Annotated in this window: 18 protein-coding genes; 10 read left to right on the forward strand and 8 right to left on the reverse strand. The window is 71.6% G+C overall.

The genetic code is table 11. The features are described 5' to 3' along the window. Nucleotides 1–174 precede the first annotated feature (174 nt). Nucleotides 175–1,530: a helix-turn-helix domain-containing protein gene (locus ACIBW9_RS29120; RefSeq protein WP_398960006.1), complete on the forward strand. Its 1,356-nt coding sequence runs from the start codon at nucleotides 175–177 to the stop codon at nucleotides 1,528–1,530. 447 nt (nucleotides 1,531–1,977) lie between these two features. On the opposite strand, the gene ACIBW9_RS29125 is transcribed toward ACIBW9_RS29120, so the two are convergent. Genes ACIBW9_RS29125 through ACIBW9_RS29145 form a run of 5 tightly spaced genes read right to left on the reverse strand, consistent with a single transcriptional unit; the run spans nucleotide 1,978 to nucleotide 8,563 of the window. Beyond that, nucleotides 1,978–3,399 (reverse strand): hypothetical protein, encoded by a 1,422-nt coding sequence (locus tag ACIBW9_RS29125; RefSeq protein ID WP_398960007.1) that lies wholly within the window; start codon nucleotides 3,397–3,399, stop codon nucleotides 1,978–1,980. Beyond that, the gene (locus tag ACIBW9_RS29130; protein WP_398960008.1) at nucleotides 3,396–5,384 is read right to left on the reverse strand and encodes an alpha-1,4-glucan--maltose-1-phosphate maltosyltransferase; all 1,989 of its coding nucleotides are present in this window, start codon (nucleotides 5,382–5,384) and stop codon (nucleotides 3,396–3,398) included. Before ACIBW9_RS29130 ends, ACIBW9_RS29125 begins: the two co-directional genes overlap by 4 nt. A 28-nt stretch (nucleotides 5,385–5,412) precedes the next feature. Next, nucleotides 5,413–6,009, reverse strand: a complete 597-nt coding sequence (locus tag ACIBW9_RS29135; protein WP_398960009.1) for a DJ-1/PfpI family protein — start codon at nucleotides 6,007–6,009, stop codon at nucleotides 5,413–5,415. Nucleotides 6,010–6,014: 5 nt separating this feature from the next. Beyond that, nucleotides 6,015–7,691 (reverse strand): thiamine pyrophosphate-binding protein, encoded by a 1,677-nt coding sequence (locus ACIBW9_RS29140; protein ID WP_398960010.1) that lies wholly within the window; start codon nucleotides 7,689–7,691, stop codon nucleotides 6,015–6,017. 32 nt (nucleotides 7,692–7,723) lie between these two features. Further along, complete coding sequence (locus tag ACIBW9_RS29145) at nucleotides 7,724–8,563, reverse strand: type 1 glutamine amidotransferase domain-containing protein (protein WP_398960011.1); 840 nt, start codon at nucleotides 8,561–8,563, stop codon at nucleotides 7,724–7,726. A gap of 321 nt (nucleotides 8,564–8,884) precedes the next feature. Here ACIBW9_RS29145 and ACIBW9_RS29150 point away from each other — a divergent pair, with 321 nt between their 5' ends. From ACIBW9_RS29150 to ACIBW9_RS29175, 6 genes are read left to right on the forward strand one after another with little or no spacing between them, the layout of a single operon-like run. Then, nucleotides 8,885–9,298, forward strand: coding sequence for a hypothetical protein (locus ACIBW9_RS29150; RefSeq protein ID WP_398960012.1), 414 nt, complete (start codon nucleotides 8,885–8,887; stop codon nucleotides 9,296–9,298). A 25-nt stretch (nucleotides 9,299–9,323) separates the two neighbouring features. Further along, nucleotides 9,324–10,952 carry a GMC family oxidoreductase gene (locus ACIBW9_RS29155; protein WP_398960013.1) on the forward strand — a complete coding sequence of 543 codons (1,629 nt, stop codon included), beginning with the start codon at nucleotides 9,324–9,326 and terminating at the stop codon, nucleotides 10,950–10,952. Continuing rightward, nucleotides 10,939–11,754: an ester cyclase gene (locus tag ACIBW9_RS29160; RefSeq protein ID WP_398960014.1), complete on the forward strand. Its 816-nt coding sequence runs from the start codon at nucleotides 10,939–10,941 to the stop codon at nucleotides 11,752–11,754. Before ACIBW9_RS29155 ends, ACIBW9_RS29160 begins: the two co-directional genes overlap by 14 nt. Nucleotides 11,755–11,809: 55 nt before the next feature. Beyond that, nucleotides 11,810–12,181, forward strand: a complete 372-nt coding sequence (locus ACIBW9_RS29165) for a nuclear transport factor 2 family protein (protein WP_398960015.1) — start codon at nucleotides 11,810–11,812, stop codon at nucleotides 12,179–12,181. A gap of 5 nt (nucleotides 12,182–12,186) precedes the next feature. After that, nucleotides 12,187–12,636 carry a VOC family protein gene (locus ACIBW9_RS29170; protein ID WP_398960016.1) on the forward strand — a complete coding sequence of 150 codons (450 nt, stop codon included), beginning with the start codon at nucleotides 12,187–12,189 and terminating at the stop codon, nucleotides 12,634–12,636. 17 nt (nucleotides 12,637–12,653) lie between these two features. After that, on the forward strand, nucleotides 12,654–13,487 hold the full coding sequence (locus tag ACIBW9_RS29175) for an SDR family NAD(P)-dependent oxidoreductase (protein WP_398960017.1): 834 nt from the start codon (nucleotides 12,654–12,656) through the stop codon (nucleotides 13,485–13,487). Nucleotides 13,488–13,724: 237 nt separating this feature from the next. On the opposite strand, the gene ACIBW9_RS29180 is transcribed toward ACIBW9_RS29175, so the two are convergent. The 3 genes from ACIBW9_RS29180 to ACIBW9_RS29190 all read right to left on the reverse strand — a co-directional run bounded on the left by ACIBW9_RS29180 (nucleotide 13,725) and on the right by ACIBW9_RS29190 (nucleotide 16,608). Further along, nucleotides 13,725–14,099 carry a nuclear transport factor 2 family protein gene (locus ACIBW9_RS29180; protein ID WP_398960018.1) on the reverse strand — a complete coding sequence of 125 codons (375 nt, stop codon included), beginning with the start codon at nucleotides 14,097–14,099 and terminating at the stop codon, nucleotides 13,725–13,727. A gap of 13 nt (nucleotides 14,100–14,112) precedes the next feature. Next, on the reverse strand, nucleotides 14,113–15,309 hold the full coding sequence (locus tag ACIBW9_RS29185) for an MFS transporter (RefSeq protein ID WP_398960019.1): 1,197 nt from the start codon (nucleotides 15,307–15,309) through the stop codon (nucleotides 14,113–14,115). 123 nt (nucleotides 15,310–15,432) lie between these two features. Further along, nucleotides 15,433–16,608 carry a low temperature requirement protein A gene (locus tag ACIBW9_RS29190; protein ID WP_398960020.1) on the reverse strand — a complete coding sequence of 392 codons (1,176 nt, stop codon included), beginning with the start codon at nucleotides 16,606–16,608 and terminating at the stop codon, nucleotides 15,433–15,435. A gap of 342 nt (nucleotides 16,609–16,950) precedes the next feature. Between ACIBW9_RS29190 and ACIBW9_RS29195 the strand changes: the two genes are divergently transcribed. The 3 genes from ACIBW9_RS29195 to ACIBW9_RS29205 all read left to right on the forward strand — a co-directional run bounded on the left by ACIBW9_RS29195 (nucleotide 16,951) and on the right by ACIBW9_RS29205 (nucleotide 22,723). After that, nucleotides 16,951–20,817: a Pls/PosA family non-ribosomal peptide synthetase gene (locus ACIBW9_RS29195; RefSeq protein WP_398960021.1), complete on the forward strand. Its 3,867-nt coding sequence runs from the start codon at nucleotides 16,951–16,953 to the stop codon at nucleotides 20,815–20,817. A gap of 77 nt (nucleotides 20,818–20,894) precedes the next feature. After that, a complete protein-coding gene (locus ACIBW9_RS29200; RefSeq protein WP_398960022.1) occupies nucleotides 20,895–22,265 on the forward strand; it encodes a M1 family metallopeptidase in 1,371 nt (456 codons plus the stop codon). 32 nt (nucleotides 22,266–22,297) lie between these two features. Next, nucleotides 22,298–22,723, forward strand: a complete 426-nt coding sequence (locus tag ACIBW9_RS29205; RefSeq protein ID WP_398960023.1) for a YchJ family protein — start codon at nucleotides 22,298–22,300, stop codon at nucleotides 22,721–22,723. The last annotated feature ends 8 nt before the right edge of the window (nucleotides 22,724–22,731 follow it).

A 22,731-nucleotide genomic window follows, 5' to 3' on the forward strand; every position in this document is an offset into this window, starting at 1 on the left:
ACGGAATGCATACCGGCAAATGGAATTTGAATTAGCGTCAATTGATAAAGTCCCTGCATGAGCCACTTCGCGCCAGCGAATCGATCACGTCGACTCCATTGGATCGACAGTGACTAACTGGTAGAGTTGATCTGTCATCTTGGCGGTCATGGCCGCCACCCTCTAGGAGCCCGCATGGACCCTCAGGAGAACATCACGACCGCAGGGCTGGGCGAGCGCATCCGGCTGCTGCGCGGCAAACGTGGCCTCAAGCAGCAGGATCTGGCGTCCGGCGACATATCGGCGAGCTACATCTCCTTGATCGAATCCGGCAAGCGCGCGCCGTCGGACGCGGTGCTCGCCGCGCTCGCGGAGCGACTCGGCTGCTCCGCGGAGTACCTGAGAAGCGGCCGGGACGACCGCCAGCTCGAGGAGGCGCGCCTGCGGCTGGCCTTCGGTGAGATGGCCCTGCGCAACGGCAGCAACGGCGAGGCCCTGCAGGCCCTCAGCGAACTCCTGACGAATCCCTCGCTGCTGGACGCCTCGATGATCCGGCGCGCCCGCCTGGGCCAGGCCTCCGCCCTGGAGAAACTCGACCGCACCGAGGCCGCCATCGCGGTCCTGGAGGAGCTCCACCGGGACCCCGACCTGGCCCCGGGCTCAGCCGAGTGGTGCCAGATCAACGTTGCTCTGTGCCGCTGCTATCGCAACGCCGGTGACATCACGCTGAGCATCGAGATCGGCGAGCGGGCCATGGCCCGGCTCGACGCCCTCGGCCTGGACGTGACGGTCGATCATGTCCAGCTCGGTGCCACGCTCATGGCGTCGTACCACATGCGCGGTGACCTCACCCGCGCCCAGCTGATGGGCAGCAGGCTCCTGGACGCCGCCGAGAGGCAGGGCGCACGGGCCGCGCGGGGCGCCGTGTACTGGAACGCCGGTCTGGTGGCCCGCTCCCGCGGCCAGCTCAACGAGGCCATGGCCCTGGTGGAGCGGGCACTCGCGCTGATGTCCGAGGACGACAACCTCCGCCACCTCGCCATGCTCAAGATGAACTACGGCTCGCTGCTGCTCCAGGTCGAGGAGCCCGAACCGGCGCGCGGCAAGCAGCTGTTGGAGGAGGCACAGCAGTTGCTGGCCGAAGTGGGCAACGCGCCGGAGCTCGCCCAGTGCGAGATCGGTCTCGCCGACGCGGACGCGATGCTCGGGCACTGGGACGAGGCCGCGGCCCACGCCGAGCGTGCCCTGGGGCTGGCCGGGACCGAGTCCCGTATCCAGGCCGTCGGCGCTCGGGGCACGCTTGCCGAGATCCACCTGCTGCGCGGCGACCGCGAGCAGGCCACGCAGTATCTGCAAGCCGCGACCCGGCAGCTGCGCCAGTTCCGGCCGTCCCACCAGGTGGCCCTCAACTGGCGCTACCTGGGTGACCTGTGGAAGCGGCAGGGGAACACCTCCGAGGCCCTCAAGGCGTACGACCGGGCGCTGTCGGCCGCCGGCCTGGCGCCGCACCGGGACCCCAGTCATATCCTCAGCGAGCAGCACCGTTTCTGAGTCCCCGACCGAATAGCCGAATCCAGCCGATTTCTCCACCTTCGAGGGGGAGTTGCCCGCGCGGGCGGACCCCCGCGATGGCAAGGGCCATTCGCCCGGCAGCCCCCGCAAGGCGTGCATCTCTGCTCGTCGAACAGACCGAGGAGCAGTCGGCCCGGGTTCCGTTTCCGGCCGGACCCGGCCCCGTCGAACCCCCCGCCTGGAGCGAGTGTCCGGATCGGGGGGTTCGTCGCGTTCCAGTCGGCCCGCGCCGCGGACCGCGCGCCGACGCGACCGGCCCGCCCGGATTTCCCGCACAGGCCTCGGTCAATTTTCGTCCGGATACCACTCTCTTTTCCGTCCTCGGGCCTGGTATCCGTCGACCGAATTCTCACCGCCTACCGTCGCCGGAATTTCCGGATTACCGGTCGGCGTCTCCATTTCCTGCGTTCCCTGGTCAATACCCGATCAGCGGGAGGTGCTCGCCAGCCGGTGCACCGCGGCGAGCGGGACCGCCACCCGGTCGGGGCGGTGGCGGGACTCGTACACGGCCTCGTAGACGGCCTTGTCCGCCTCGAACGCGCGCAGCAGCACAGGGTGACACTGCGGATCCTCCCGCCCGGCCGACGCGTACCCCGCGAGGAACGCCCGCCGGTGGCGCACCGCCCACGCGGACGCCCGCCGACGCCGGCGCAGCCGCTGCGCAGGCGAGTCGGCCTCGAGGTCGGCGGGCTCCCGTAAGGCCAGAGCGGCGCGGGCCGCGTAGTCGAAGGAGCGCAGCATGCCGGCGACATCCCGCAACGCCGGCTGCGGACGGGCGCGTTCGGCGGCGGACCGGGCCGGTTCGCCCTCGAAGTCGACGATCCGCCAGCCGTCCGCGGTGCGCAGTGCCTGCCCCAGGTGCAGATCACCGTGGGTGCGCTGGGCGAAGACGGGGCAGCCGCTTGCGGCGATGCGGGCGTAGTCCTCGAAGAGGGCGCCGAGCCGTGTGGTGTAACGGGCGAGCGCCGGGACCTCCTCGGTGGCCTCCTTGAGCCGCATGTTCATCCGCGCCGCCTCCTCGGCCACGTCCGCTGCCGTCAGCCGGCTGCGCCCGAAGGCCTGGCCCAGCGCGCCGTGCACGTCCGCGACGGCACGGCCCAGACCGCCCGCGTGCACGGTGAATCCGCCGCCGGCGGGCACGCCACGACACGCCTCGTCCATGCAGTCGCTCGCGTGCCGCACCGCCTCCTCCCAGCCGTCCCGCGCGTCGGGCAGGAACTCCTCGATCAGACCCAGGACCAGGCCCCGCGCGCCCGGGGCGTCACTGTGCAGCGCGCCGTAGAGGCGGGGCGTGCGCTCGCAGCGCTGCCGGGTGAGCGCGTGCAGGGCCTCGACCTCGGTGTGCGGGCCCGGCTCGGGCCGACGGAAGATCTTCAGCAGGATCCGGCCGCCGTACGCCACGGCCGTGTTGCTCATTTCGGCGTCGAGCGGTCGGGGCACCAGACCGACGGGCAGCGGATAGCGGCTCGTTCGCTCCAGGCGCAGCCCGGGACCGGCGGCCCCGCCCGCCAGCGTGCGCAGCAGCAGCCCCAGCAGCGCGACGTCCGCGAGGGCGTCGTACACCCGCCACCCCTGCCAGGGACCGGCCGGCACCGTGGTGATGGCCGCGGGTTCGAGTCGGGCGGGCAGGTGCGGGCGCAGGCCCAGCAGGAGTTGGTAGCGCAGGACCGGCAAGTCGTCGCGGTGGGCCGAGACCACCGCGTGCACCAGCAGGGGCGGTTCGTCGCCGAGCACGGATTCCGCGTCCGCCTCGACGCGTGCTCCGGCGTAGCGCGCGTCGAACCAGCGGCGCCCCTCCAGCCAGGGCCCGAGGGCCGGCAGCAGCGGTTCGAGGATGCCGGTGCTCATGATCCCTCCGCCGGTGTGAGCACGTGCGCGACCTGGTGGGCCGGGTCGAGGCGTACGTACGTGGACTCGCCCCAGGCGTAGGTCTCGCCGGTGAGTTCGTCGCGCAGCTTCAGCGTGCCGTCGGCGGGCAGGCCGAGGACGGCGGGATCGCAGGTGACGGTGGCCTCGCGGGCGTGGTGCGGGTCGAGGTTGACGATCACCAGCACCAGGTCGGTGCCACCGCCCCGTAGCTCCACGCGTTTGGAGTAGGCCAGGATCTGCTCGCTGTCCGTGGTCTCGAGGCACAGGTTGCGCAGCTCCTGGAGGGCCGGGTGCAGGCGGCGGAGCCGGTTGAGACGGGTGATCAGCGGGGTGATCGTACGGCCCTCGGCCTCCGCGGACGCCCAGTCGCGGGGCCGGAGTTGGTACTTCTCCGAGCCGGCGTAGTCCTCGGTGCCCTCCGCGAGCGCAGTGTTCTCGCACAGCTCGTACCCGGCGTAGACACCCCAGCTCGGCGCCGCGGTCGCGGCGAGCACGGCCCGGACCTCGAACGCGGGCCGGCCGCCGTGCTGAAGGTAGGCGTGCAGGATGTCGGGGGTGTTCACGAACAGGTTGGGCCGCAGGAAGTCGGCACTGCCCCGGGCGAGTTCGGGGAGGTACTCGGTCAGTTCCTCCTTGGTGTTCTTCCACGTGAAGTAGGTGTACGACTGCTGGAAGCCGGCCTGCGCCAGGGCGTGCACCATGGCCCGCCGGGTGAACGCCTCGGCCAGGAACACCACATCGGGGTCGGTGGCGTCGACCTCCGCGATCAGCCGCTCCCAGAAGGGCACCGGTTTGGTGTGCGGGTTGTCCACGCGGAAGATGCGCACGCCCAGGTCCATCCAGTGCCGCACGATCCGCAGCGCCTCGGCGTACAGGCCCTCGGGGTCGGCGTCGAAGTCGAGGGGATGGATGTCCTCGTACGTCTTCGGCGGGTTCTCGGCGTAGGCGACCGAGCCGTCGGCGCGGTGGTGGAACCACTCGGGATGCTCAGTGAGCCAGGGGTGGTCCGGTGAGCACTGGAGGGCGAGGTCCAAGGCTACTTCGAGGCCCAGATCGCGGGCGGTGGCCACGAAGTGGCGGAAGTCGTCCAGGGTGCCGAGATCGGGATGGATCGCGTCGTGCCCCCCGTGCCGGGAGCCGATCGCCCAGGGTGAGCCGACGTCGTCCGGTCCGGCAGCGAGCACGTTGTCCGCGCCCTTGCGGTGGGTGGTGCCGATCGGGTGGACCGGCGGCAGGTAGACCACGTCGAAGCCCATCGCCGCGACGGCGGGCAGGCGCTCGGCGGCAGTCCGCAGTGTGCCGCTGACGGGGCGCCTGCCCGCCTGAACCACCGCTCCCTCCGAACGCGGGAACAGCTCGTACCAGGAGCCGACGAGGGCGCGCCGCCGTTCGACGTGCAGCGGCAGGGGCCGGGAGGCGGTGACGAGATCACGCAGCGCGTAGCGCCCCAGGGCGGCCGTCACCCGGGGGGAGGTGGCGGCGGACAGCCGGGCCGGAGGCGGGCCCAGGGTGTCGCGGAGCGCGGCCGCGGCCGCCAGGACCGCCTCCCGGCGGTCTGTCGAGGTGAGGCCGAGTGCCGCCCGCTCGTGCAGCAACGCACCCTCCGTCAGGGTGAGTTCGGTGTCGACGCCGGCCTCCGTCTTCAGCAGGGCGTCCTGTTGCCAGGTCGCCAGAGGGTCGGCCCAGGCCTCGACCCGGAAGGTCCACAGGCCCTCGGTGTCGGGTACGACGGTGGCGTGCCAGCGGTCGGCGTCCTCGTCGACGAGGGTCATCGGGACGCGATGGGCCGGGCGCCCCGCGGGGTCGTGCAGGACGACGTCCGCGGCGACGACGCCGTGGCCCTCGCGGAAGACGGTGGCCGTGATGTCGAGGTGCTCGCCGGTCACGGCCTTGGCGGGCAGTTCCCCGTCCCGCACCCGTGGGCGGACGTCGAGGACGGGGATGCGCCCGGTCACCGGTGTCATGGTTCGCTCCTCCCTGGCCGGGACCCCGTCAGCCGCGCCCGGTCGGGGCGGGCCGCGGACGGGGTGCCAGCAGGTCGATGATGGTGCGTGCGAAGAGGTGGCAGTGGTTTCCGGTGCGGGCGGTGACCAGGTCGTCGTGGACGACGACGTCCTGGTCGACATACTCGCCGCCCATGTTGCGCAGATCACCGAGCAGGTTGTTGTGCACCACCGCGCGCCGGCCGCGCATCAGGCCCGGCACGGGTGCGGCGAGCCACATGCCGTGGCAGATGATGCCCTTGACGATCGCCGGGTCGGCGAACGCGCGGCGCAGGAACTGCGAGGCGGGCGGCAGCAGTTGGGGGTCCTCGGTGTAGCGCAGCCGGTCCGCGACCATCCCGGAGGGGACGATCACCGCGGAATACTCCTTGAGGGCGAACTCGTCGAGGTCCTCGAAGGACTCGGTGACCTCGAAGGGCATGCGGTGCTCGTGCCCCTGGAAGGTCATCTCCTGGTTGCCCCACAGCCGGGACAGGAAGTGCAGCTCGGCGCCCTCCTCGGGGAAGCGGTACCGGTAGTAGAGGATCTCGGGCTCGTAGAAGTCGCTCTCGATCAGGACGGCGATCTTGTGACCGGACAGTCGCACGGTGGCTACTCCTTCCCCTTGGCCGTGACCAGGTCGATGAGGAACGGTCCGCGGTGCGCGAGTGCCTGCGCCACCGCCTCCTCGGCCTGTCCGGGCTTCTCCACGCGTACGGCGGCCACACCCATGGAGCCGGCCAGGGAGACGAAGTCCACGGTGGGCCTGGACAGGTCGAAGATCTCGGGCTGCTCGTGGGCGGGGATGTGCTGCTCACGCCAGTACTCCTCGATGTTCACCTCGAGGAGCCTGTAGCTGCCGTTGTTGCAGATCACGAACTTGGTGGGGAGGTCGTAGCGGGCCGCCGTCCACAGCGCCTGGAAGGTGTACATGCTGCCGCCGTCGCCCGTGAAGCCGACCACCGTGCGGTCGGGGTGGGCGAGTTGGGCGCCCAGCGCGCCGGGGATGCCGACGCCGAGGGAGCCGCCGCGGGTCTGCATCCACTGGCCCGGCACGGTCGGCGGGAGCTGGCGGAAGATCTCCGGGGACGCCGTCAGTGCCTCGTCGAACAGGACGGCGTCCGGGGGCAGGCGTCGGGCGAACTCCCGTGCCAGGGCGATGGTGGGCAGCTCCAGTGCGGCCGCCGCGGCCTCGGCCCGCTCGTCGGAGTCGGCCAGCGCGGCGGACCGCTGCGCTGCGCGCCGGCGCAGCCGCTCGACCGCCGCGGTCCGCCGTCCCAGGCCCATCTCCCGGCCCAGCGCGTCGGCCAGCAGGCCCAGGGTGGCCTTCGGGTCGGCGACGATGCCGAGGTCGACAGGGTGGTTCTTGGCGATCGCACCGGAGTCGAGGTCGATGTGCACGACCGGGACGCCCCGCCCGAAGACTCCGTCGAGGGCCGGGTAGACCTCGGGCAGCGCATAGGTGCCGACGACGAGGACGCCGTCGGCGGCGCCGGTGATCCGGCGGCTCTGCTCGCCGAACATGTGGCCCAACTGGCCCGCGTAGGCGGGGTGTTCGACGGAGAGGTTCACCTCGGCCCAGTCCGCGCCGTACACGTCGGCGCCCCAGACCTCGGCCAGCCGCGCCAACTCGGCCTGGGCGCCCGCGAAGTGGACGCCGTCACCGGCGACGACGATCGGGTTGCGGGCGTCGGCGAGCAGGGCCGCGGCCCGCGCCACGGTGTCGGGTCGTGGCAGGCTGCGGGTGTCCGGGTAGGAGACGGGCACCACCGGTTCGGCGGTGTCGCTGTCCATCACGTCGGCGGGCAGCACGACCAGCACCGGGCCGTACGGCGGGGTCGCGGCGACCTTGAAGGCGCGGCGCAGCACGCGCAGCGTGGAGTCGGGGTCCACGACCCGGGTCGCCCACTTGGTCACCGGTTTGGCCATGCCGACCAGGTCGGCGGCCATCTGCGCGTCCATGCTGTCGTAGCGCAGGCCGGCCTCGCCGACCAGGGTGACGATCGGGGCGTGGCCGCGCATCGCCTGGTAGAGCATGCCGATGCCGTTGCCGAGCCCGACTCCGGAGTGGAGCTGCAGGACCGCCGGGGTGCGGGTGGCGCGGGCGTAGCCGTCGGCCATGCCGACGGCCGTGCACTCCTGCAGGGCCAGGATGTACTGGATCGAGGGGAACGAGCGCAGTTCGTCGAGGAACCCCTGCTCGACCGTGCCGGGGTTGCCGAACATGAACCGGACCCCTTCGGCCTGCAGTTGTTCCAGCAGCGCGATCCGCGCCGGCCTGCTGTCCATCGTGTGCACACCTCTCGTCGGAACAAAGGGCGTCAGGCGGTTGCCTTGAACCCCCACTGCCGCAGGCCCTGTTCGAGGACCTCGACGGTCTTCTGTCCGGTCAGGTAGGAGTCGGGAGTCGAACGGCCCGTGATGAACGGGAAGTCGACGATGACGGATGTCTCCTTGCCGAAGTTCCCGTGGTAGGCGCCGCCGGGTGCGGTGGCGTCGCGCAGGATGTACTCCAGCGGGTACGGCGGCGGCCCCATCACGAAGTCGGTGCCGAGGAAGCCGGTGCCGTCCTTGTAGTCGTACTCGATGCAGTGCCCGGTGACGTGCTTGCCGCGGATGATCGACTCGCGGGTCTCCTGGTCGCGGGCGAAGGCGAGGCAGGCGACGCCGTAGCACTCGGCGGCGATCGGGCGGTCCAGTTCGTGGAAGGCGAGGATCAGGTCGTGGACCCGCCAGTTGTTGGCGAGGTCGACGATCGGTCCGCTGCCGCCGACGATCAGCAGTGCGTCGTAGCGGTCCGCGATCTGTGAACGCACCTGCCCCAGGCGGGTGTTGTAGGCCTCCCAGTCGCGCAGGAAGTACGGCTTGGACCGGTAGGGCCGGTCGGGCAGCCAGGACGACAGGTCGAGCGGGTTGTCGAGCCGGTCCGAGGCCTCGACGTTCCGCACCTTCTCGGCCATCTCATGCGTGGTGACGGACCGGCCGAGCGGCGGGTCGATGTACTCGGGGTCCATGCTCGGCGGCAGCGCCTGCGGGCGCTTGCCGGTGGGGGTGACGAAGGTGAGGTGGTAGCCGGCCTTGTCGAAGGTCTCCAGGGGGCCGATCAACTCCTCGCCCCAGTAACCGTGTTCGGACAGGACGACCAGAATGCGCCTGCTCATGGGGGTTCCTCCCGTTCGGCGGGACGGTGCCAACTGGCGGATTCCTGTCTACGCCGAGTCCCTTCGCCCCGGTCGTCGGCGCCGCCCGGCAGGCGGCACATCCCCAAGTGGCCGAATGCACTACGGCATGTTGTGGCCATCGATCTTCTTTTCCTACGAACACACCGGTATCCGACGGGAGTTGCCGCAGCTCGGACCTCGACTTCGCACAGTGCGGCCCGTGTCTGCGCCCGAGCGGGCCGGGCGGGCGCGGATATGGGGTCATCGGACGTGTGTCGCTTCCGGACCCCGGGAGCGGAACCCCGATGAGCGGAGACATTCATGCCGAGCGAACAGACCGGCTCCGACCAGGAGATCACCGGGTTCGTGCAGCGCTGGTACGACCTGCTGAGCGAACACGCCCCGGTCGAGGAGCTGCTGCCCTTCGTCGCCGACGCGGGCCTGGTGATGGCCTTCCCGGAGCGGACCCTGCACAGCCACGCGGACTTCGTCGACTGGTACGCGGCCGTCGGCGTGGCCTACAGCGACCAGAGTCACACCGTCGAGCAGCTCACCAGCAGCGAGGACGGCACCCGCGTCGACGTCGACGTCACGGTGGTGTGGACCGCCAAGTCGACTGTCGACGGCGCCGTGTCGTCCTTCCGCATCAACCAGAGGTGGCAGCTGGAGCGGCCCGAGCCGGGCGCCCGCCCGGTGATCGTCGACTACCGGGTCGGCGAGCCGGCCGCGATCTGATTCCCGACACCCTTTGGAGGCTGTCATGCCGTCGAAGTCGGCGCCCCTCGGGGCCGATTACATCGTCGTCGGCGCCGGCTCGGCCGGCTGCGCGGTCGCGGCCCGGCTGAGCGAGGACCCGTCAGCAACCGTGGTCCTGCTGGAGGCCGGCGGCTGGGACGAGCGCCCCGAGATCCACCGCACCGATGCGGCCGCGGTCCTCTCGCTGCTCACCGCCGAGTGGCGCCAGGAGATCGACTGGGGCTACACCACCGAACCCGAGGCGGGCATGGAGGGCCGCCGCATCCCCGTGGCCCGCGGCCGGGTCGTCGGCGGATGCAGTTCCGTCAACGCCCTGATGTGGGTGCGCGGCAGCCGCCACGACTACACCCGCTGGGTCGCCGAGGGCGCGACCGGCTGGTCGTACGACGAGGTCCTGCCGTTCTTCCGCCGTGCCGAGAACTACTCGGGCGGCGCCGGCGAGCTGCGCGGGGCGGACGGTCCCGTCAGCGTCCGGCAGCTCACCGACCCCTCACCGATCGCACGCGCGTTCGTGGCGGCCGCCGGTGAGGCAGGTATCGCCGCGGACAGCGACGGCGACTACAACGGGGCCCGGCAGGACGGGTTCGGCTTCCTGTACCAGACCATCCGCGACGACGCGGGCCGGCGGTGCAGCACGGCCGACGCCTATCTCCGTCCGGCCCTGGACCGCCCCAACCTGACCGTGCTGACGGACACCCGTGCCACCCGGCTGCTGCTGGCCGGAACCCGGGTCACGGGAGTCGAGTACGTCCAGGACGGCACGCGGCACGAGCTGCGCGCCGAGGGCGAAGTCGTCGTATGCGCCGGAGCGTTCGAGTCGCCGAAGCTGCTCATGCTCTCCGGCATCGGCCCCGCCGCCGAGCTGCGGGCGCACGGCATCCGCTGTGTCCAGGACGTGCCGGGGGTCGGCGCCGGTCTGCAGGACCACCTGTTCATACCCGTCTGCTACCAGTCACTGCAGGAGCACCCGGCCGGGGCGCTGCTGTCGGAGGCGGGGCTGTTCACCCACACCGGCGCGGCGAGCCCGGCCGACTCCCCCGACCTGCAGTTCACCTTCGGCCCCATCAAGTTCCTGCCGGCCGACGCTCCCGCCGACCAGTGGGAGGGGCCCGGCTTCACCTTCGCGCCGATCGCGCTGCGGCCGCACAGCCGGGGCCAGGTGCGGCTGCGCGACGGCAACCCGGAGTCCAACGCCGTCGTCAGCGGCGGCTACCTCACCTCCGTGGCCGACGTCGACGTCCTGGTGCACGGTGTGCAGCTGGCCCGCGAACTGGCCGGCGCCCGCGCCTTCGACCCGTTCCGCGGCGACGAGCTGGGTCCCGGCAAGGACATCGTCTCCGCCGCCGAGCTGCGGAGGTACGTCGCCACGAACGCGACGACCCTGTGGCACCCGGTCGGCACCTGCCGGATGGGTACGGGAGCGGAGGCCGTCACCGACCCGGAGCTGCGCGTGCACGGCATCGCGGGTCTCAGGGTCGCGGACGCGTCGGTGATGCCGTCCATCGTCGCCGGCAACACGCACGCGCCCAGCGTCATGATCGGCGAGCGTGCCGCCGCGTTCGTCCGCGGAACCTCCGTGCCGTCCCTGTCCGACGTCCACCCGAACGAGAGGATGCAGCATGTCCGACCTTGACCGGTCCCAGGAGAACCTGAAGCTGTACCGGCGCTTCCTCGACGCGTTCAACGCCGGCGACCTGGAGGAGATGCCCCGGGTCATCGCCCCCGGCTTCACCGACCACCACCCCGGCTTCGACATCACCGGCATCGACTCCTACCTGGAGGCGCTGCGCGCGGCATACGACGCTCTGGGCATCAAGGGGGAGCTGGAGGAGCTGTCGCCGCTCGGCGACGACCGGGTCCTCACCCGGGTCAGGCTCACCGGCACGCATCTCGGCCCCCTGTTCGGTTTCCCGGCCACGGGCCGCAAGGTGGAGTGGAGCACCACCGAGATCTGGCGGGCCGAGGACGGCAGGTTCGTGGAGCGGTGGGCGCAGGACGACATGTTCGGGCTGCGGGAGCAGGTGTCCACGGACGCCTCGAACCTGGCCGTCGTCCAACAGGTCAGCGACGCCGTCAACGAGCGCCGCTACGACGACCTCGACGACCTGTTCGGGCCCACGTTCCACGACAACAACCCGGCGTGGAGCGTCGAGAGCCTCGAAGAGCTCAAGGGCATCATCAAGGGCGCGCACGAAGCCCTCGACTTCACCGTGCACCTCGACGCGCTGTACCCGGCCTCGCCCGACAAGGTGATCATGCACATCACCTTCCATGGCCGGCACATCGCGCCGTTCTTCGGCCAGGAGCCGACCGGCAAGGAGGTCTCCTGGACCAGCCTGGAGGTCTACCGGCTGGAGGACGGCAAGGTCGTCGAGCGCTGGGTGCAGGCCGACACGGCGGGCCTGATGCGCCAGGTCGGCGTCCCCCTCCCCTGACCGCTCCCGCACCCCGGACAGCCACACCTCAGAAAGCCACAGAAAGGACGGGCGCATGGACACCCGAGAAGTGGTCGACACGTACTACCAGCTGGCCAACGCGGGCGAGTGGGACGCCTGGTGCGACCTGTTCGCGGCCGACCAGACCATGGACGAGCAGCTGGCCGGACATGTCGAGGGCCGCGAGACCCTCCGGGAGATGATGAAGGGCTTCCCGGACATGTACGCCTCCTTCGCCAACGTGCCCCGGCACGTGGTCGTGGACGGCGAGCAGGCCGCGGTGGTCTCCGACATCACCGCCCGCACCCCGGACGGCATCACGGTCGAGGCTGCGGTGTGCAACTACTTCCGTGTCACCGGCGGTCTGATCACCTATATGACGAACGTCCACGACACCGTGCCGTTCGCCCCGGTCACCGGGAAGTGAGGGCGATGACAGCCGCCCCTCCCACCGGCCTGCGCTGGTCGCACGTCGGCCTCAACTGCCGTGACCAGAAGGCCACCGAGGACTTCTACACCCGGCACTTCGGGTTCGCCCGGGCCAGGGTGGTGGAGGCCGACGGGGTCCGCGTGGTGTTCCTGCGCAACGGCCCCGTCTACCTGGAGCTGTTCGCCACCGACGCGGACGCCTTGTTCACCACGCAGAAGGACGGCCCGCCCCACCCCGGCACGGCACGCCACCTCGCCTTCCAGGTCGACGACGTGGACGCGTTCCTCGCCGCGGCCGGCGGCGAGCTTGAGCCGACGCTCGGCCCGCTGGCCTTCGACGAGTTCATCCCTGGCTGGAAGACGGTGTGGGTGTCCGACCCGGACGGCATCGTGGTGGAGGTCAGTCAGGGATTCACCGATCAGTCCACCGACGAACTGGCCACGTACCCCTGACAGGAGAGTTCCCGACCATGAGGCCTGTGTCCGACCAGACCATCCTCCTCACCGGTGCCACCGACGGCATGGGCCGTCAGCTGGCCCATGAACTCGCCGCGCAGGGCGCGTCGTTGATCCTGCACGGCCGTAGTGCGGCCAAGGGCGAGGACCTGCTGACGGAACTGCGCGCGTCCACCGGCAATCAGCGGCTGAGCTACGAACTGGCCGACTTCTCCTCACTGGAGGACATCCGCAAGCTCGCCGACCGGATCCTCACCACGCACGAGCGGCTGGACGCGCTGGTGAACAACGCGGGCATCGGGGTCGAGCTGGCGCGCCAGGAGAGTCAGGACGGCCTGGAACTCACCTTCCAGGTCGACTACTTGGCGGCTTACATGCTCAGTTGCCGGCTCGCCCCCCTGCTGGTGCGCTCGGCACCGGCCCGCATCGTGAACGTCAGCTCCGCGGGCCAGGCGCCGATCGACTTCCGTGATGTGATGCTGGAGCGGCAGTGGGACGGGGTGCAGGCCTACTGCCAGGCGAAGCTCGCCCAGATCAGCCTCACCTTCGACCTGGCCGAGCGGCTGCGCGGCACCGGGGTGACGGTCAACGCCCTGCACCCGGCGTCGTACATGCCGACGAAGATGGTGGTGAACCTGTTCACCCCGCAGAGCACGGTCGAGGAGGGTGTGCGAAGCACTCTGCGCCTGATCACCGACCCGAAGCTGGACGACGTCTCGGGCGTCTACTTCAACCGCACCCAGCGGTCCCGGGCGGGCGCCCAGGCCTACGACGAGCAGGCCCGCGCCCGGCTGCGCGAGCTGAGCGAGTCACTGACCGGGGTGACCTTCCCGGCCGACCTGGGCTGAGAGGCCCGTACCGGACGAAGCCCCCGCCTCGTGGCAGCGAGGCGGGGGCTTCGTCGTCTGCGGCGGCAGCACCGGCACGCCGCCGGTGTCCGCGTACAGGAGGCAGCGAAGGCGGTGGTGGTGTCGGCGTGCGCGGCCGGTGCCCGGCCCGGCTGGTGAGCAGGCGTGACGGGACAAACGCTGCCGCCCAGGAGGCACGGAGCCTCCCGGGCGGCAGGGTGACCCGGCGGGCGGACGTCAGACGACGTCGTGTCCGCTGACGGTGGTCTCCGGGATCTCGTCACGGGCGTCCCAGTGCTCGACGATGAGTCCGCCCTCGAACCGGAACACCTCGATGACGACCGAGCCGCGGTCCGCCGGGTTGACGCGGAAGTGGGAGTGCAGGAAGACCAGGTTCTCCGAGCCTGCCGCGCGCTTGACCTCGAACCGTGCCTCGGGGAACTGCTTGCGGAAGCCGTCGATGAACTCCACCAGCGGCGCGCGGCCGTCGGGCAGGTTCGGGTTGTGCTGGATGAGGTCCGCGGCCAGGTACTTGTCGGCCAGGTCGGTGTGCCCCTGGTTCCAGACGTTCTCCAGGTATTCGCGCGCCAGGTGCACCTGGTGGCTGCTCATGCGTTCTCCTTGACTAACTGATGTGTACGGCGGGTGTGGCGGGCTGCTCGGCGGTCGTCGCCGACGCCTGCCGGACCGAGAACAGGTGGGCGAGCGCGGCGAGGACGAGGACGCCCAGGGCCGCGGCCGGGACGGGACCCGCGCCCACGCCCGGCAGCAGGGAGCTGCCGATGAAGCTGCCGAGGCTCATCCCGAGGTAGAGCGCGGCTGCGTTCAGGGCGAGAATCAGGCCGGGTTGCAGGGGCACCAGCTCCACCAGCCGGGCCTGCTGCGGCGCCTGGTAGAGCTGGCTGAAGAACGCCCAGAAAGCGAAGAACACGAGCCCGAACGCCGAGTGCGGGGCGACGAGCAGCAGCCCGAAGCCCAGCGCGAGGCCGATCACGGCCACACTCACGGTGCGCTCACCGCCCAGCCGTTCGGCGATCCTCGGCGCGGAGGCGTTGCCCGCCACACCGATCACGCCGAAGGCGAGCAGGGTGATCGAGATCAGTCCGGACGACGCGTCGAAGCGGTCCTTCAGATAGGCGCCCGCGATGCCGTAGACGGTGAACTGGGCCGCCATGAACAGCAACGTCGTGGAGACCGTGGCCACGGTGGCGGGGGTGCGCAGCGCGCCGCGGTAGGCCTGCACGGTGGGCGGATCACCGGCCGGGATCTCAGGGACGAACACCAGCACCGCGACGAAGCCGACCGCGGAGAGCGCGGCCACCCCGAGCAGGGCGGGCCGCCAGCCCAGACTGCCGCCGAGGAAGGACGCCAGCGGCACCCCGAGGACGGCCGCGGCCGTCATGCCGCCGAAGACGGTGGCGAGGGCCCGGTGCCGCCGCTCGGGCGGGACGATGAGCGCACCGGCCGCCGAGGCGCCGGGACCGAAGACGGCGGCGCCCATCGCGCCGAGGACCCGGGTGGCCGTGAGGAAGCCGTAGTCGGGCGAGATGGCGCCGAGAGCCGCTCCGACGGTGAGCAGTCCGATGCCCACGAGCAGGACGCGCTTGCGGTTCCACCGGCGCAGCAGGATCGGGGCCGTGGGTGCGAAGACGGCGAAGGTCAGCGCGAAGACGGTCACCAGGATGCCCACCGAGGCGGGTTCGACGTGCAGGTCGTCCCCGATCGGACCGTTGAGGCCGACGACCGCCAGCGAGATCGTCCCCAGGCTGAAGTAGCCCAGTGACAACGACAGCAGGGCCGGTAATGCGCTGCGGGACGGCATCACGTGACCTCCTCTTCCACTTCCGTGCCGAAAAGTTGCATACGGCGAACGTAGGAGCGTCGCGCGGCACGGCGCGCGTGCGCGCGCGAGAGTGGGCGGCACTGCGGGACGTCCGTGCGGGCACTACGTCAGGTCGGCGCCGAGGGACCGCGCGCGCCACACCAGCGGCACGCTGCGGCCGGTGCTGAGCAGCCAGTGCTCCACTGTGTTGACGCCGAGGAGCAGCAGGGTGGTGAGGGCCAGGACCGCCAGGGCGGGCAGGAACGGTGCCGCCACGGCGGCGGCGAGCAGCACGAGTCCGCCGTAGAACCGGGTCGCGGAGGCGGCGCCGAACATGCGGCGGCGGGTGTGGCAGAAGGTCAGCAGGAACAGGGCGGCGCCGGCGGGCAGCAGTCCGGCGACAGCGGCGTGCGGGATCAGCAGGGGGTCGCGCACGGTGCGTACGGCGCCGACGGAGACCAGCAACAGCCCGGTCACCAGGACCAGATGGCCGTAGCTGAGTACGTCGCGGACGACCACGGCCGGGGTGGGGTGGGTGCGCAGGGCATGGGCGACGGCCGAGGCGACGAGGTGGAAGTAGAGCCACCACAGGGCGCAGCCGATGAGGAAGGCGAGGACGAGGGAGGCCAGCCTGACCGGGTCGAGCGGACCCTTGGCGACTCCGGCGCCCACGGAGAAGACGTTCTCGCCGAGGGCGATGATGATGAACAGCCCGAACCGCTCCGGGAGATGGTTGACGCCGAAGGCCAGCCGCCGCAGATGGCCGCTGAGCAGTACGGGCGCGGACAGCTCGGCGAGCACCGCGACCGCCCAGCACACCTCGCGCCAGGGGCCGGGGAGCAGGGCGGCGCCGAACAGCGCCAGGGCGAAGGCGAGTCCGGCCCGGTAGGGGTGGATGGTGTACAGGGCGCACTCCTTGCGGATGGCCTCGCCGATGAGCAGGCGCAGGGCGAGGTAACTGCCCGTGTAGAGCAGGGCCTGTTCGCGGTCGTCGAGGGCTTGCGGGGCCGCGACCGCCATGCCGTAGACGGCGAGCGCGGTCAGCAGCAGGAACACGCGTTGCAGATTGGTCTCGTGCACGGCGTTCATCGCCATGACGACGTCCACCCAGGCCCACCACAGCGGGACGAGCACGAGCAGACACTGTCCCAGTACCGGCCAAGTGGGGTGTCCGGCGAGCAGGTGTGCGATCTGGCCCACGCCGAACGCGAGGACCAGGTCGAAGAAGAGCTCCGCCCAGGTGGCCCGGTCGCGCACCTGAACGGCCGGGACGGTCGTTGCCGCGGTTGCGTCGGTCATCGTTGTATCGAGACACGGGATCGGGACCGGAGTGCCGCACATGCGCCAACCAGGCGCCTACTTCCGCGAGTCGGGCGACCTGCTGTCGGAACTTCGGGGCGTGGCATCCGCGAGGCACTGTGTGGGCCATCTCTCCTCGCAGTGAAGAACACCAGGTCACAGCACACAGCACCCTGCCGCGACCACCCCGAACGGCCCACCCGAGTGGCCGATCAGCCGTCGCGAACCTAGCGTCGTACTAAAATTTCCGGCTTGTTACGGAGCTGGACCCGGACAACCCCAGGCAGACCTGCGGGCCCGCCAGCGCCCCGGAGGCTTCCGGGATCGAGACGCGAGGACCGGATGGCAGCCATTGACGAGAGCGGTGCTCTCGGCCTGCTCGACGATGAGCTCAGCGCAGAGATCCACCAGCAGTTCGGTGACACCGCACGTTTCTCCGGAGGTCAGGCGGCCTCCCCGCGCACGCTCGTCGACATCTTCGACGCCTCCGTGCGGTCCTACCCGGACGAGCTCGCCCTGGACGACGGCACCACCCGTCTCAGCTACCGGGTGCTGGCCGCCGAGGTGGAGCAGCTGCGCCGGCGTCTCGCGGCGGCCGGGGTCGGGCTCGGGGACCGCGTGGGTGTGCGGGTCCCGTCCGGCACCAACGACCTGTACGTCGCGATCCTGGCCGTGCTCGCCGCCGGTGCCGCCTATGTGCCCGTGGACGCCGAGGACCCGGACGAGCGCGCCGAGTTGGTGTTCGGGGAGGCGGACGTCCGGGCGGTCGTCGGCGCCGGGCACGAGCTGACGGTCACCGGGCGCAGCGACGTCCCCGCCGCCCGGCCCGGTGCCGAGCACGACGCGTGGATCATCTTCACGTCCGGTTCCACCGGGAAGCCCAAGGGCGTCGCGGTCAGTCACCGCAGCGCCGCCGCGTTCGTGGACGCCGAGGCAGCCCTGTTCCTCACCGACGACCCCATCGGTCCTGGTGACAGGGTCATGGCGGGTCTGTCGGTGGCCTTCGACGCGTCCTGCGAGGAGATGTGGCTGGCGTGGCGCTACGGCGCCTGTCTGGTGCCGGTGCCCCGCTCGCAGGTCAGGAGCGGCGCCGACCTGGGCCCCTGGCTGGTCGAGCAGGAGATCACCGTGGTCTCCACGGTCCCGACGCTCGCCGCGCTCTGGGAGCCCGAGACCCTCAACGACGTCCGCCTGCTGATCTTCGGCGGCGAGGCCTGCCCGCCCGAGCTGGTGCAGCGGCTGGTGACGGAGGGGCGCGAGGTCTGGAACACCTACGGGCCGACCGAGGCCACCGTCGTCGCCTGCGCCTCGCTCATGTCCGGCGAGGAGCCGATCCGTATCGGGCTGCCGCTGGACGGCTGGGAGCTGGCCGTCGTCGACGAGGCCGGGGAGCCGGTTGCGATGGGCGGCAGCGGTCAGCTGGTGATCGGCGGGGTCGGACTCGCACGCTATCTCGACGCCGAGAAGGACGCGGAGAAGTACGCGCCGCTGGAGTCCCTGGGCTGGCAGCGGGCCTACCGCAGCGGTGACCTGGTCAAGGCCGAGCCGGAGGGCCTGGTCTTCCTCGGGCGGGCCGACGAGCAGATCAAGCTCGGCGGGCGCCGCATCGAGCTGGGCGAGGTGGACGCCGCCCTGCAGGCGCTGCCCGGTGTCGCCGGTGCCGCCGCCGCGGTGCGCACCGCACGCAGCGGCAACCAGCTCCTCGTCGGCTATGTCGTCACCCAGGACGGCTGGGACCACGCGGCCGCCGTCGAGAAGCTGCGCGCCGAGCTGCCCGCCGCGCTCGTGCCGTTGATCGCCCCCGTCGAGGTCCTGCCGACCCGCACGTCCGGCAAGGTCGACCGCAACGCGCTGCCCTGGCCCCTGGAGGGCCTGGAGACCGGCGGTCCGGCCGAGCAGCTCTACGGCACCGAGGCGTGGCTGGCCGAGCAGTGGACGGAAGTCCTCGGCATCCCGGTCACCAGCGCCCGCGACGACTTCTTCGCGATCGGCGGCAGCAGCCTGGCCGCCGCCCAGCTGACGACGAAGCTGCGCACCCGCTACCCGAGCGCCGCCGTCCTCGACATCTACCAGCAGCCCACCCTGCGCAAGCTGGCCCGCCACCTGGAGAAGTCGGCGCAGGACGACGGCGGCCGGCGCACGATCGCCCCGGTGCCGACCCGCGCCAAGGTGCTCCAGCTGCTGCTCCTGGTGCCGCTGTTCACGCTGCTCGGCCTGCGCTGGACGGTGGCGCTGGCCGCGGCCGGGAACCTGCTGCCCGGCTACTCCTGGCTGCCGACCGCCCCCTGGTGGCTGATCGCCACCGGCGCGGTACTGCTGTTCAGCCCGCCCGGCAGGCTCGCGATCGCCGCGGGCGGCGCGCGACTGCTGCTGCGGGGCGTCGAGCCCGGCCGGTACGCGCGCGGCGGCAGCGTCCATCTGCGCCTGTGGACCGCCGAGCGGCTGGCCGAGTTCAGCGGGGCGACCTCGCTCACCGGCTCCTGGCTCGAGCGGTACGCGCGGGCGCTGGGCGCCAAGGTCGGCCAGGACGTCGACCTGCACTCGCTGCCGCCGGTCACCGGCCTGCTCAAGCTGGGCCGGGGCGCGGCCGTGGAGTCCGAGGTCGACCTGTCCGGCTGGTGGCTGGACGGCGACCGCCTGGAGATCGGCCAGGTCAAGGTGGGCGCGCACGCCACCGTCGGCACCCGCAGCATGCTCTTCCCGGGCGCCCGCGTCGGCAAGCGCGCCGAGGTGGCCCCCGGCTCGGCCGTCACCGGCCAGATCCCCACCGGCCAGCGCTGGGCGGGCGCACCCGCGGTCAAGCTCGGCAAGGCCAAGCGGAACTGGCCCAAGGAGCGCCCGCAGCGCGGCACGTACTGGCGCGTGATGTACGGCCTGACCGGCCTCGTGCTGTCCGCGCTGCCGCTGCTGGCGGGCGGGGCCGCGTTCCTCGTGGCGTACGCCTTCATCGACGCGGAGGCGCCCCTGCGCGGTGCCGCGCTCGCCCTGGTCCCCGCCACGCTGGCGTTCGGGCTGGCGTACGCCCTGCTGATCCTGGTCGCCGTGCGGCTGCTGAGCCTGGGCCTGCGCGAGGGCACGCACCCCACGCACAGCAGGATCGGCTGGCAGGCCTGGACGGTCACACAGCTGATGGACCGCTCCCGGGAGACGCTGTTCCCGCTGTACGCGGGGCTGGTCACGCCGGTGTGGCTGCGGCTGCTCGGGATGCGCATCGGGCGGGGCGCAGAGGTGTCCACCGTGCTGGCCCTGCCCAGCCTGACGACCGTCGGCGAGGGCGCGTTCCTGGCCGACGACACGCTGACCGCGCCGTACGAGCTCGGTGGCGGCTGGATGCGCATCGGGCGCGCGGAGATCGGGCGGCGGGCCTTCCTGGGGAACTCCGGGATGACCGCACCGGGCCGGAGCGTGCCGGACGGCGGGCTGGTCGGCGTGCTGTCCGCGACGCCGAAGAAGGCGAAGAAGGGCAGCTCCTACCTGGGGCTGCCGCCGGTGAAGCTGCCGCGCAGCGCCGAGACGGGCGACCAGAGCCGGACCTACGACCCGCCGGCCCGGCTGCTGTGGGCCCGCGGCCTGGTGGAGCTGTGCCGGATCGTGCCGGTGTTCTGCTCGGCCGGCCTCGCCGTGCTGACGGTGGCGGCGCTGTGCCTGCTCGGGCCCTGGGCTCCGCTGCTGTCCGGTCTGGTGCTGCTCACCACGGGTGCCGCGGCCGCGGTCGTGTCGTTCGTCGCCAAGTGGCTGCTCGTGGGGCGGCACCGCACCGGGGAGCACCCGCTGTGGAGCGGCTTCGTGTGGCGCAACGAGCTGGCGGACACCTTCGTCGAGGTCGTGGCCGTGCCCTGGCTGGCCGGTGCGGTGCCCGGGACGCCGCTGATGACCGCGTGGCTGCGCGGTCTGGGCGCCAAGATCGGCAAGGGCGTGTGGGTGGAGAGCTACTGGCTGCCCGAGACCGACCTGGTGACGCTGGAGGACGCGGCCACCGTGAACCGCGGGTGCGTGCTGCAGACGCACCTCTTCCACGACCGGATCTTGCGGACGGATACTGTTGTACTCCGTGAGGGCGCCACGCTGGGCCCTGGCGGGATCGTGCTGCCCGGCAGCACGATCGGGGCCCGCACCACGCTGGGTCCCGCGTCGCTCGTCATGGCCGCGGAGTCCGTCCCGGACGACACCCGCTGGCTCGGCAACCCGATCGAGGCATGGCGTCCCTGAGCGCGGGCCACTCGGAGTCGGTGAGCGGTGTACCGGCGGACCGGAGTGGCACGACGGCGCAGGGAGCAGAAGCGGCAGTGGCAGTTCAGCAGACGGCGGGTTCGGACCCGTACTTCCCCGAGCACGGTGACGCGCGTTACCGCGTGCACCGGTACGAGCTCACGCTGGACTACCGCCCGGGCCCGAACCGGCTGGCGGGCGCGGCCCGGATCAACGCCATCGCGGGCCGCTCGCCGCTGACCGAATTCACCCTCAACCTCTCCGAGTTCAAGATCGGCCGGGTCCGGGTCGACGGCCGCCAGCCGCACTACACGCACCGCGGCGGCCGCCTGCGCATCCGCCCCGCCAAGCCGGTCCGGGCCGGTGCCGCGTTCACCGTCGAGGTCCACTGGTCGGGCAACCCCAAGCCGGTCCCCAGCCCCTGGGGCGGGCTCGGCTGGGAGGAGCTGGAGGACGGGGCGCTGGTGGCGAGCCAGCCGATCGGGGCGCCGTCCTGGTACCCGTGCAACGACCGGCCCGCCGACAAGGCCGCCTACCAGATCTCGATCACCACGCCGTCCGCGTACGCGGTGGTGGCGGGCGGCCGGCTGCTCACCCGTACCACGAAGGCCTCCACGACGACCTGGGTGTACGAGCAGTCGGCGCCCACGTCGAGCTATCTGGTGGGCCTCGCGATCGGCAAGTACCAGACGGTGCTCCTGGGCGACCCGGGGCCGGGCGGAGTGCCGCAGGCCGGGCACATCCCGGCGCATCTGCTGCCGGAGTTCTCACGGGACTTCGCGCGGCAGCCGCAGATGATGGACCTGTTCCAGGAGCTGTTCGGGCCCTACCCGTTCGGCGAGTACGCGGTCGTCGTGACCGACGAGGAGCTCGATGTCCCCGTCGAGGCGCAGGGGTTGTCGCTGTTCGGCGCCAACCACGTGGACGGGGCGCGGGGTTCGGAGCGGCTGGTGGCTCACGAGCTGGCGCACCAGTGGTTCGGCAACAGCGTGTCCATAGCCGACTGGCGGCACATATGGCTGAACGAGGGGTTCGCCAAGTACGCCGAGTGGCTGTGGTCGGAGCGCTCGGGCGGACGCAGCGCCCAGCAACTGGCCGCCGCCGCACACCGGTTGCTGTCCTCGTTGCCGCAGGACCTCCGGCTGGCCGACCCGGGCCGCAAGTCGATGTTCGACGACCGGCTCTACGAGCGCGGCGGCCTGACCGTGCACGCGGTGCGCTGCGCGATGGGCGACGAGGCCTTCTTCCGGATGCTGCGCGGCTGGGCGGGGCTGCACCGGGGCGGGGCGGTGACGACCACGACGTTCACGGCCCACGTCGGCCGGTTCGCGGACGAGCCGCTGGACGACCTGTTCGAGGCCTGGGTGTACGGCACGGCGCTGCCGCCCCTGCCCACGCAGATCCCGGCACGTCCGGCACACCCGCCCACCAACGCCGAGTCGGCGTAGGCGGCCGGGTGTTTGCCCGCAGAATGGACCACATGTCACGACGTACCTCGCGAGCCCGGCGGCAGCACGGCTCCGCCCCGGCCCACAAGCCCTCCTGCCCTTGCGGTCTCGCGGAGACGTACGAAGCGTGCTGCGGCCGATTCCACCGGGGTGAGGCCGCGGCGCCGACCGCGGAGACACTGATGCGTTCGCGCTACAGCGCCTTCGTGAAGCGTGACGAGGCATACCTGTTGCGGACCTGGCATCCGAGAACCCGTCCCGCGCGGGTCGACTTCGACCCGGGCATGCGCTGGACGGGCCTGGAGATCCTGGAGACGACCGACGGGACGGCCTTCCACACCACCGGCACGGTGACCTTCCGCGCCTCCTTCAAGGGCGGTTCGCTGCACGAGCGCAGCCGCTTCGAGCGGGTCGAGGGGGCCTGGGTGTACGTCGACGGGGACTTCCCCGAGGCGTAGCCGCGCAG

Origin of the sequence: Streptomyces sp. NPDC049541 (assembly GCF_044465725.1) — a bacterium.
In the GTDB taxonomy this organism is placed as follows: Bacteria; Actinomycetota; Actinomycetes; order Streptomycetales; family Streptomycetaceae; genus Streptomyces.

Bases quoted from the DNA above. Each gene is read 5' to 3' on its own strand.
- ACIBW9_RS29120 (WP_398960006.1), top strand. From the start codon at position 175: ATGGACCCTCAGGAGAACATCACGACCGCAGGGCTGGGCGAGCGCATC.
- ACIBW9_RS29125 (WP_398960007.1), bottom strand. From the start codon at position 3,399: ATGAGCACCGGCATCCTCGAACCGCTGCTGCCGGCCCTCGGGCCCTGG.
- ACIBW9_RS29130 (WP_398960008.1), bottom strand. From the start codon at position 5,384: ATGACACCGGTGACCGGGCGCATCCCCGTCCTCGACGTCCGCCCACGG.
- ACIBW9_RS29140 (WP_398960010.1), bottom strand. From the start codon at position 7,691: ATGGACAGCAGGCCGGCGCGGATCGCGCTGCTGGAACAACTGCAGGCC.
- ACIBW9_RS29145 (WP_398960011.1), bottom strand. From the start codon at position 8,563: ATGAGCAGGCGCATTCTGGTCGTCCTGTCCGAACACGGTTACTGGGGC.
- ACIBW9_RS29150 (WP_398960012.1), top strand. From the start codon at position 8,885: ATGCCGAGCGAACAGACCGGCTCCGACCAGGAGATCACCGGGTTCGTG.
- ACIBW9_RS29155 (WP_398960013.1), top strand. From the start codon at position 9,324: ATGCCGTCGAAGTCGGCGCCCCTCGGGGCCGATTACATCGTCGTCGGC.
- ACIBW9_RS29160 (WP_398960014.1), top strand. From the start codon at position 10,939: ATGTCCGACCTTGACCGGTCCCAGGAGAACCTGAAGCTGTACCGGCGC.
- ACIBW9_RS29165 (WP_398960015.1), top strand. From the start codon at position 11,810: ATGGACACCCGAGAAGTGGTCGACACGTACTACCAGCTGGCCAACGCG.
- ACIBW9_RS29170 (WP_398960016.1), top strand. From the start codon at position 12,187: ATGACAGCCGCCCCTCCCACCGGCCTGCGCTGGTCGCACGTCGGCCTC.
- ACIBW9_RS29175 (WP_398960017.1), top strand. From the start codon at position 12,654: ATGAGGCCTGTGTCCGACCAGACCATCCTCCTCACCGGTGCCACCGAC.
- ACIBW9_RS29180 (WP_398960018.1), bottom strand. From the start codon at position 14,099: ATGAGCAGCCACCAGGTGCACCTGGCGCGCGAATACCTGGAGAACGTC.
- ACIBW9_RS29185 (WP_398960019.1), bottom strand. From the start codon at position 15,309: ATGCCGTCCCGCAGCGCATTACCGGCCCTGCTGTCGTTGTCACTGGGC.
- ACIBW9_RS29190 (WP_398960020.1), bottom strand. From the start codon at position 16,608: ATGACCGACGCAACCGCGGCAACGACCGTCCCGGCCGTTCAGGTGCGC.
- ACIBW9_RS29195 (WP_398960021.1), top strand. From the start codon at position 16,951: ATGGCAGCCATTGACGAGAGCGGTGCTCTCGGCCTGCTCGACGATGAG.
- ACIBW9_RS29205 (WP_398960023.1), top strand. From the start codon at position 22,298: ATGTCACGACGTACCTCGCGAGCCCGGCGGCAGCACGGCTCCGCCCCG.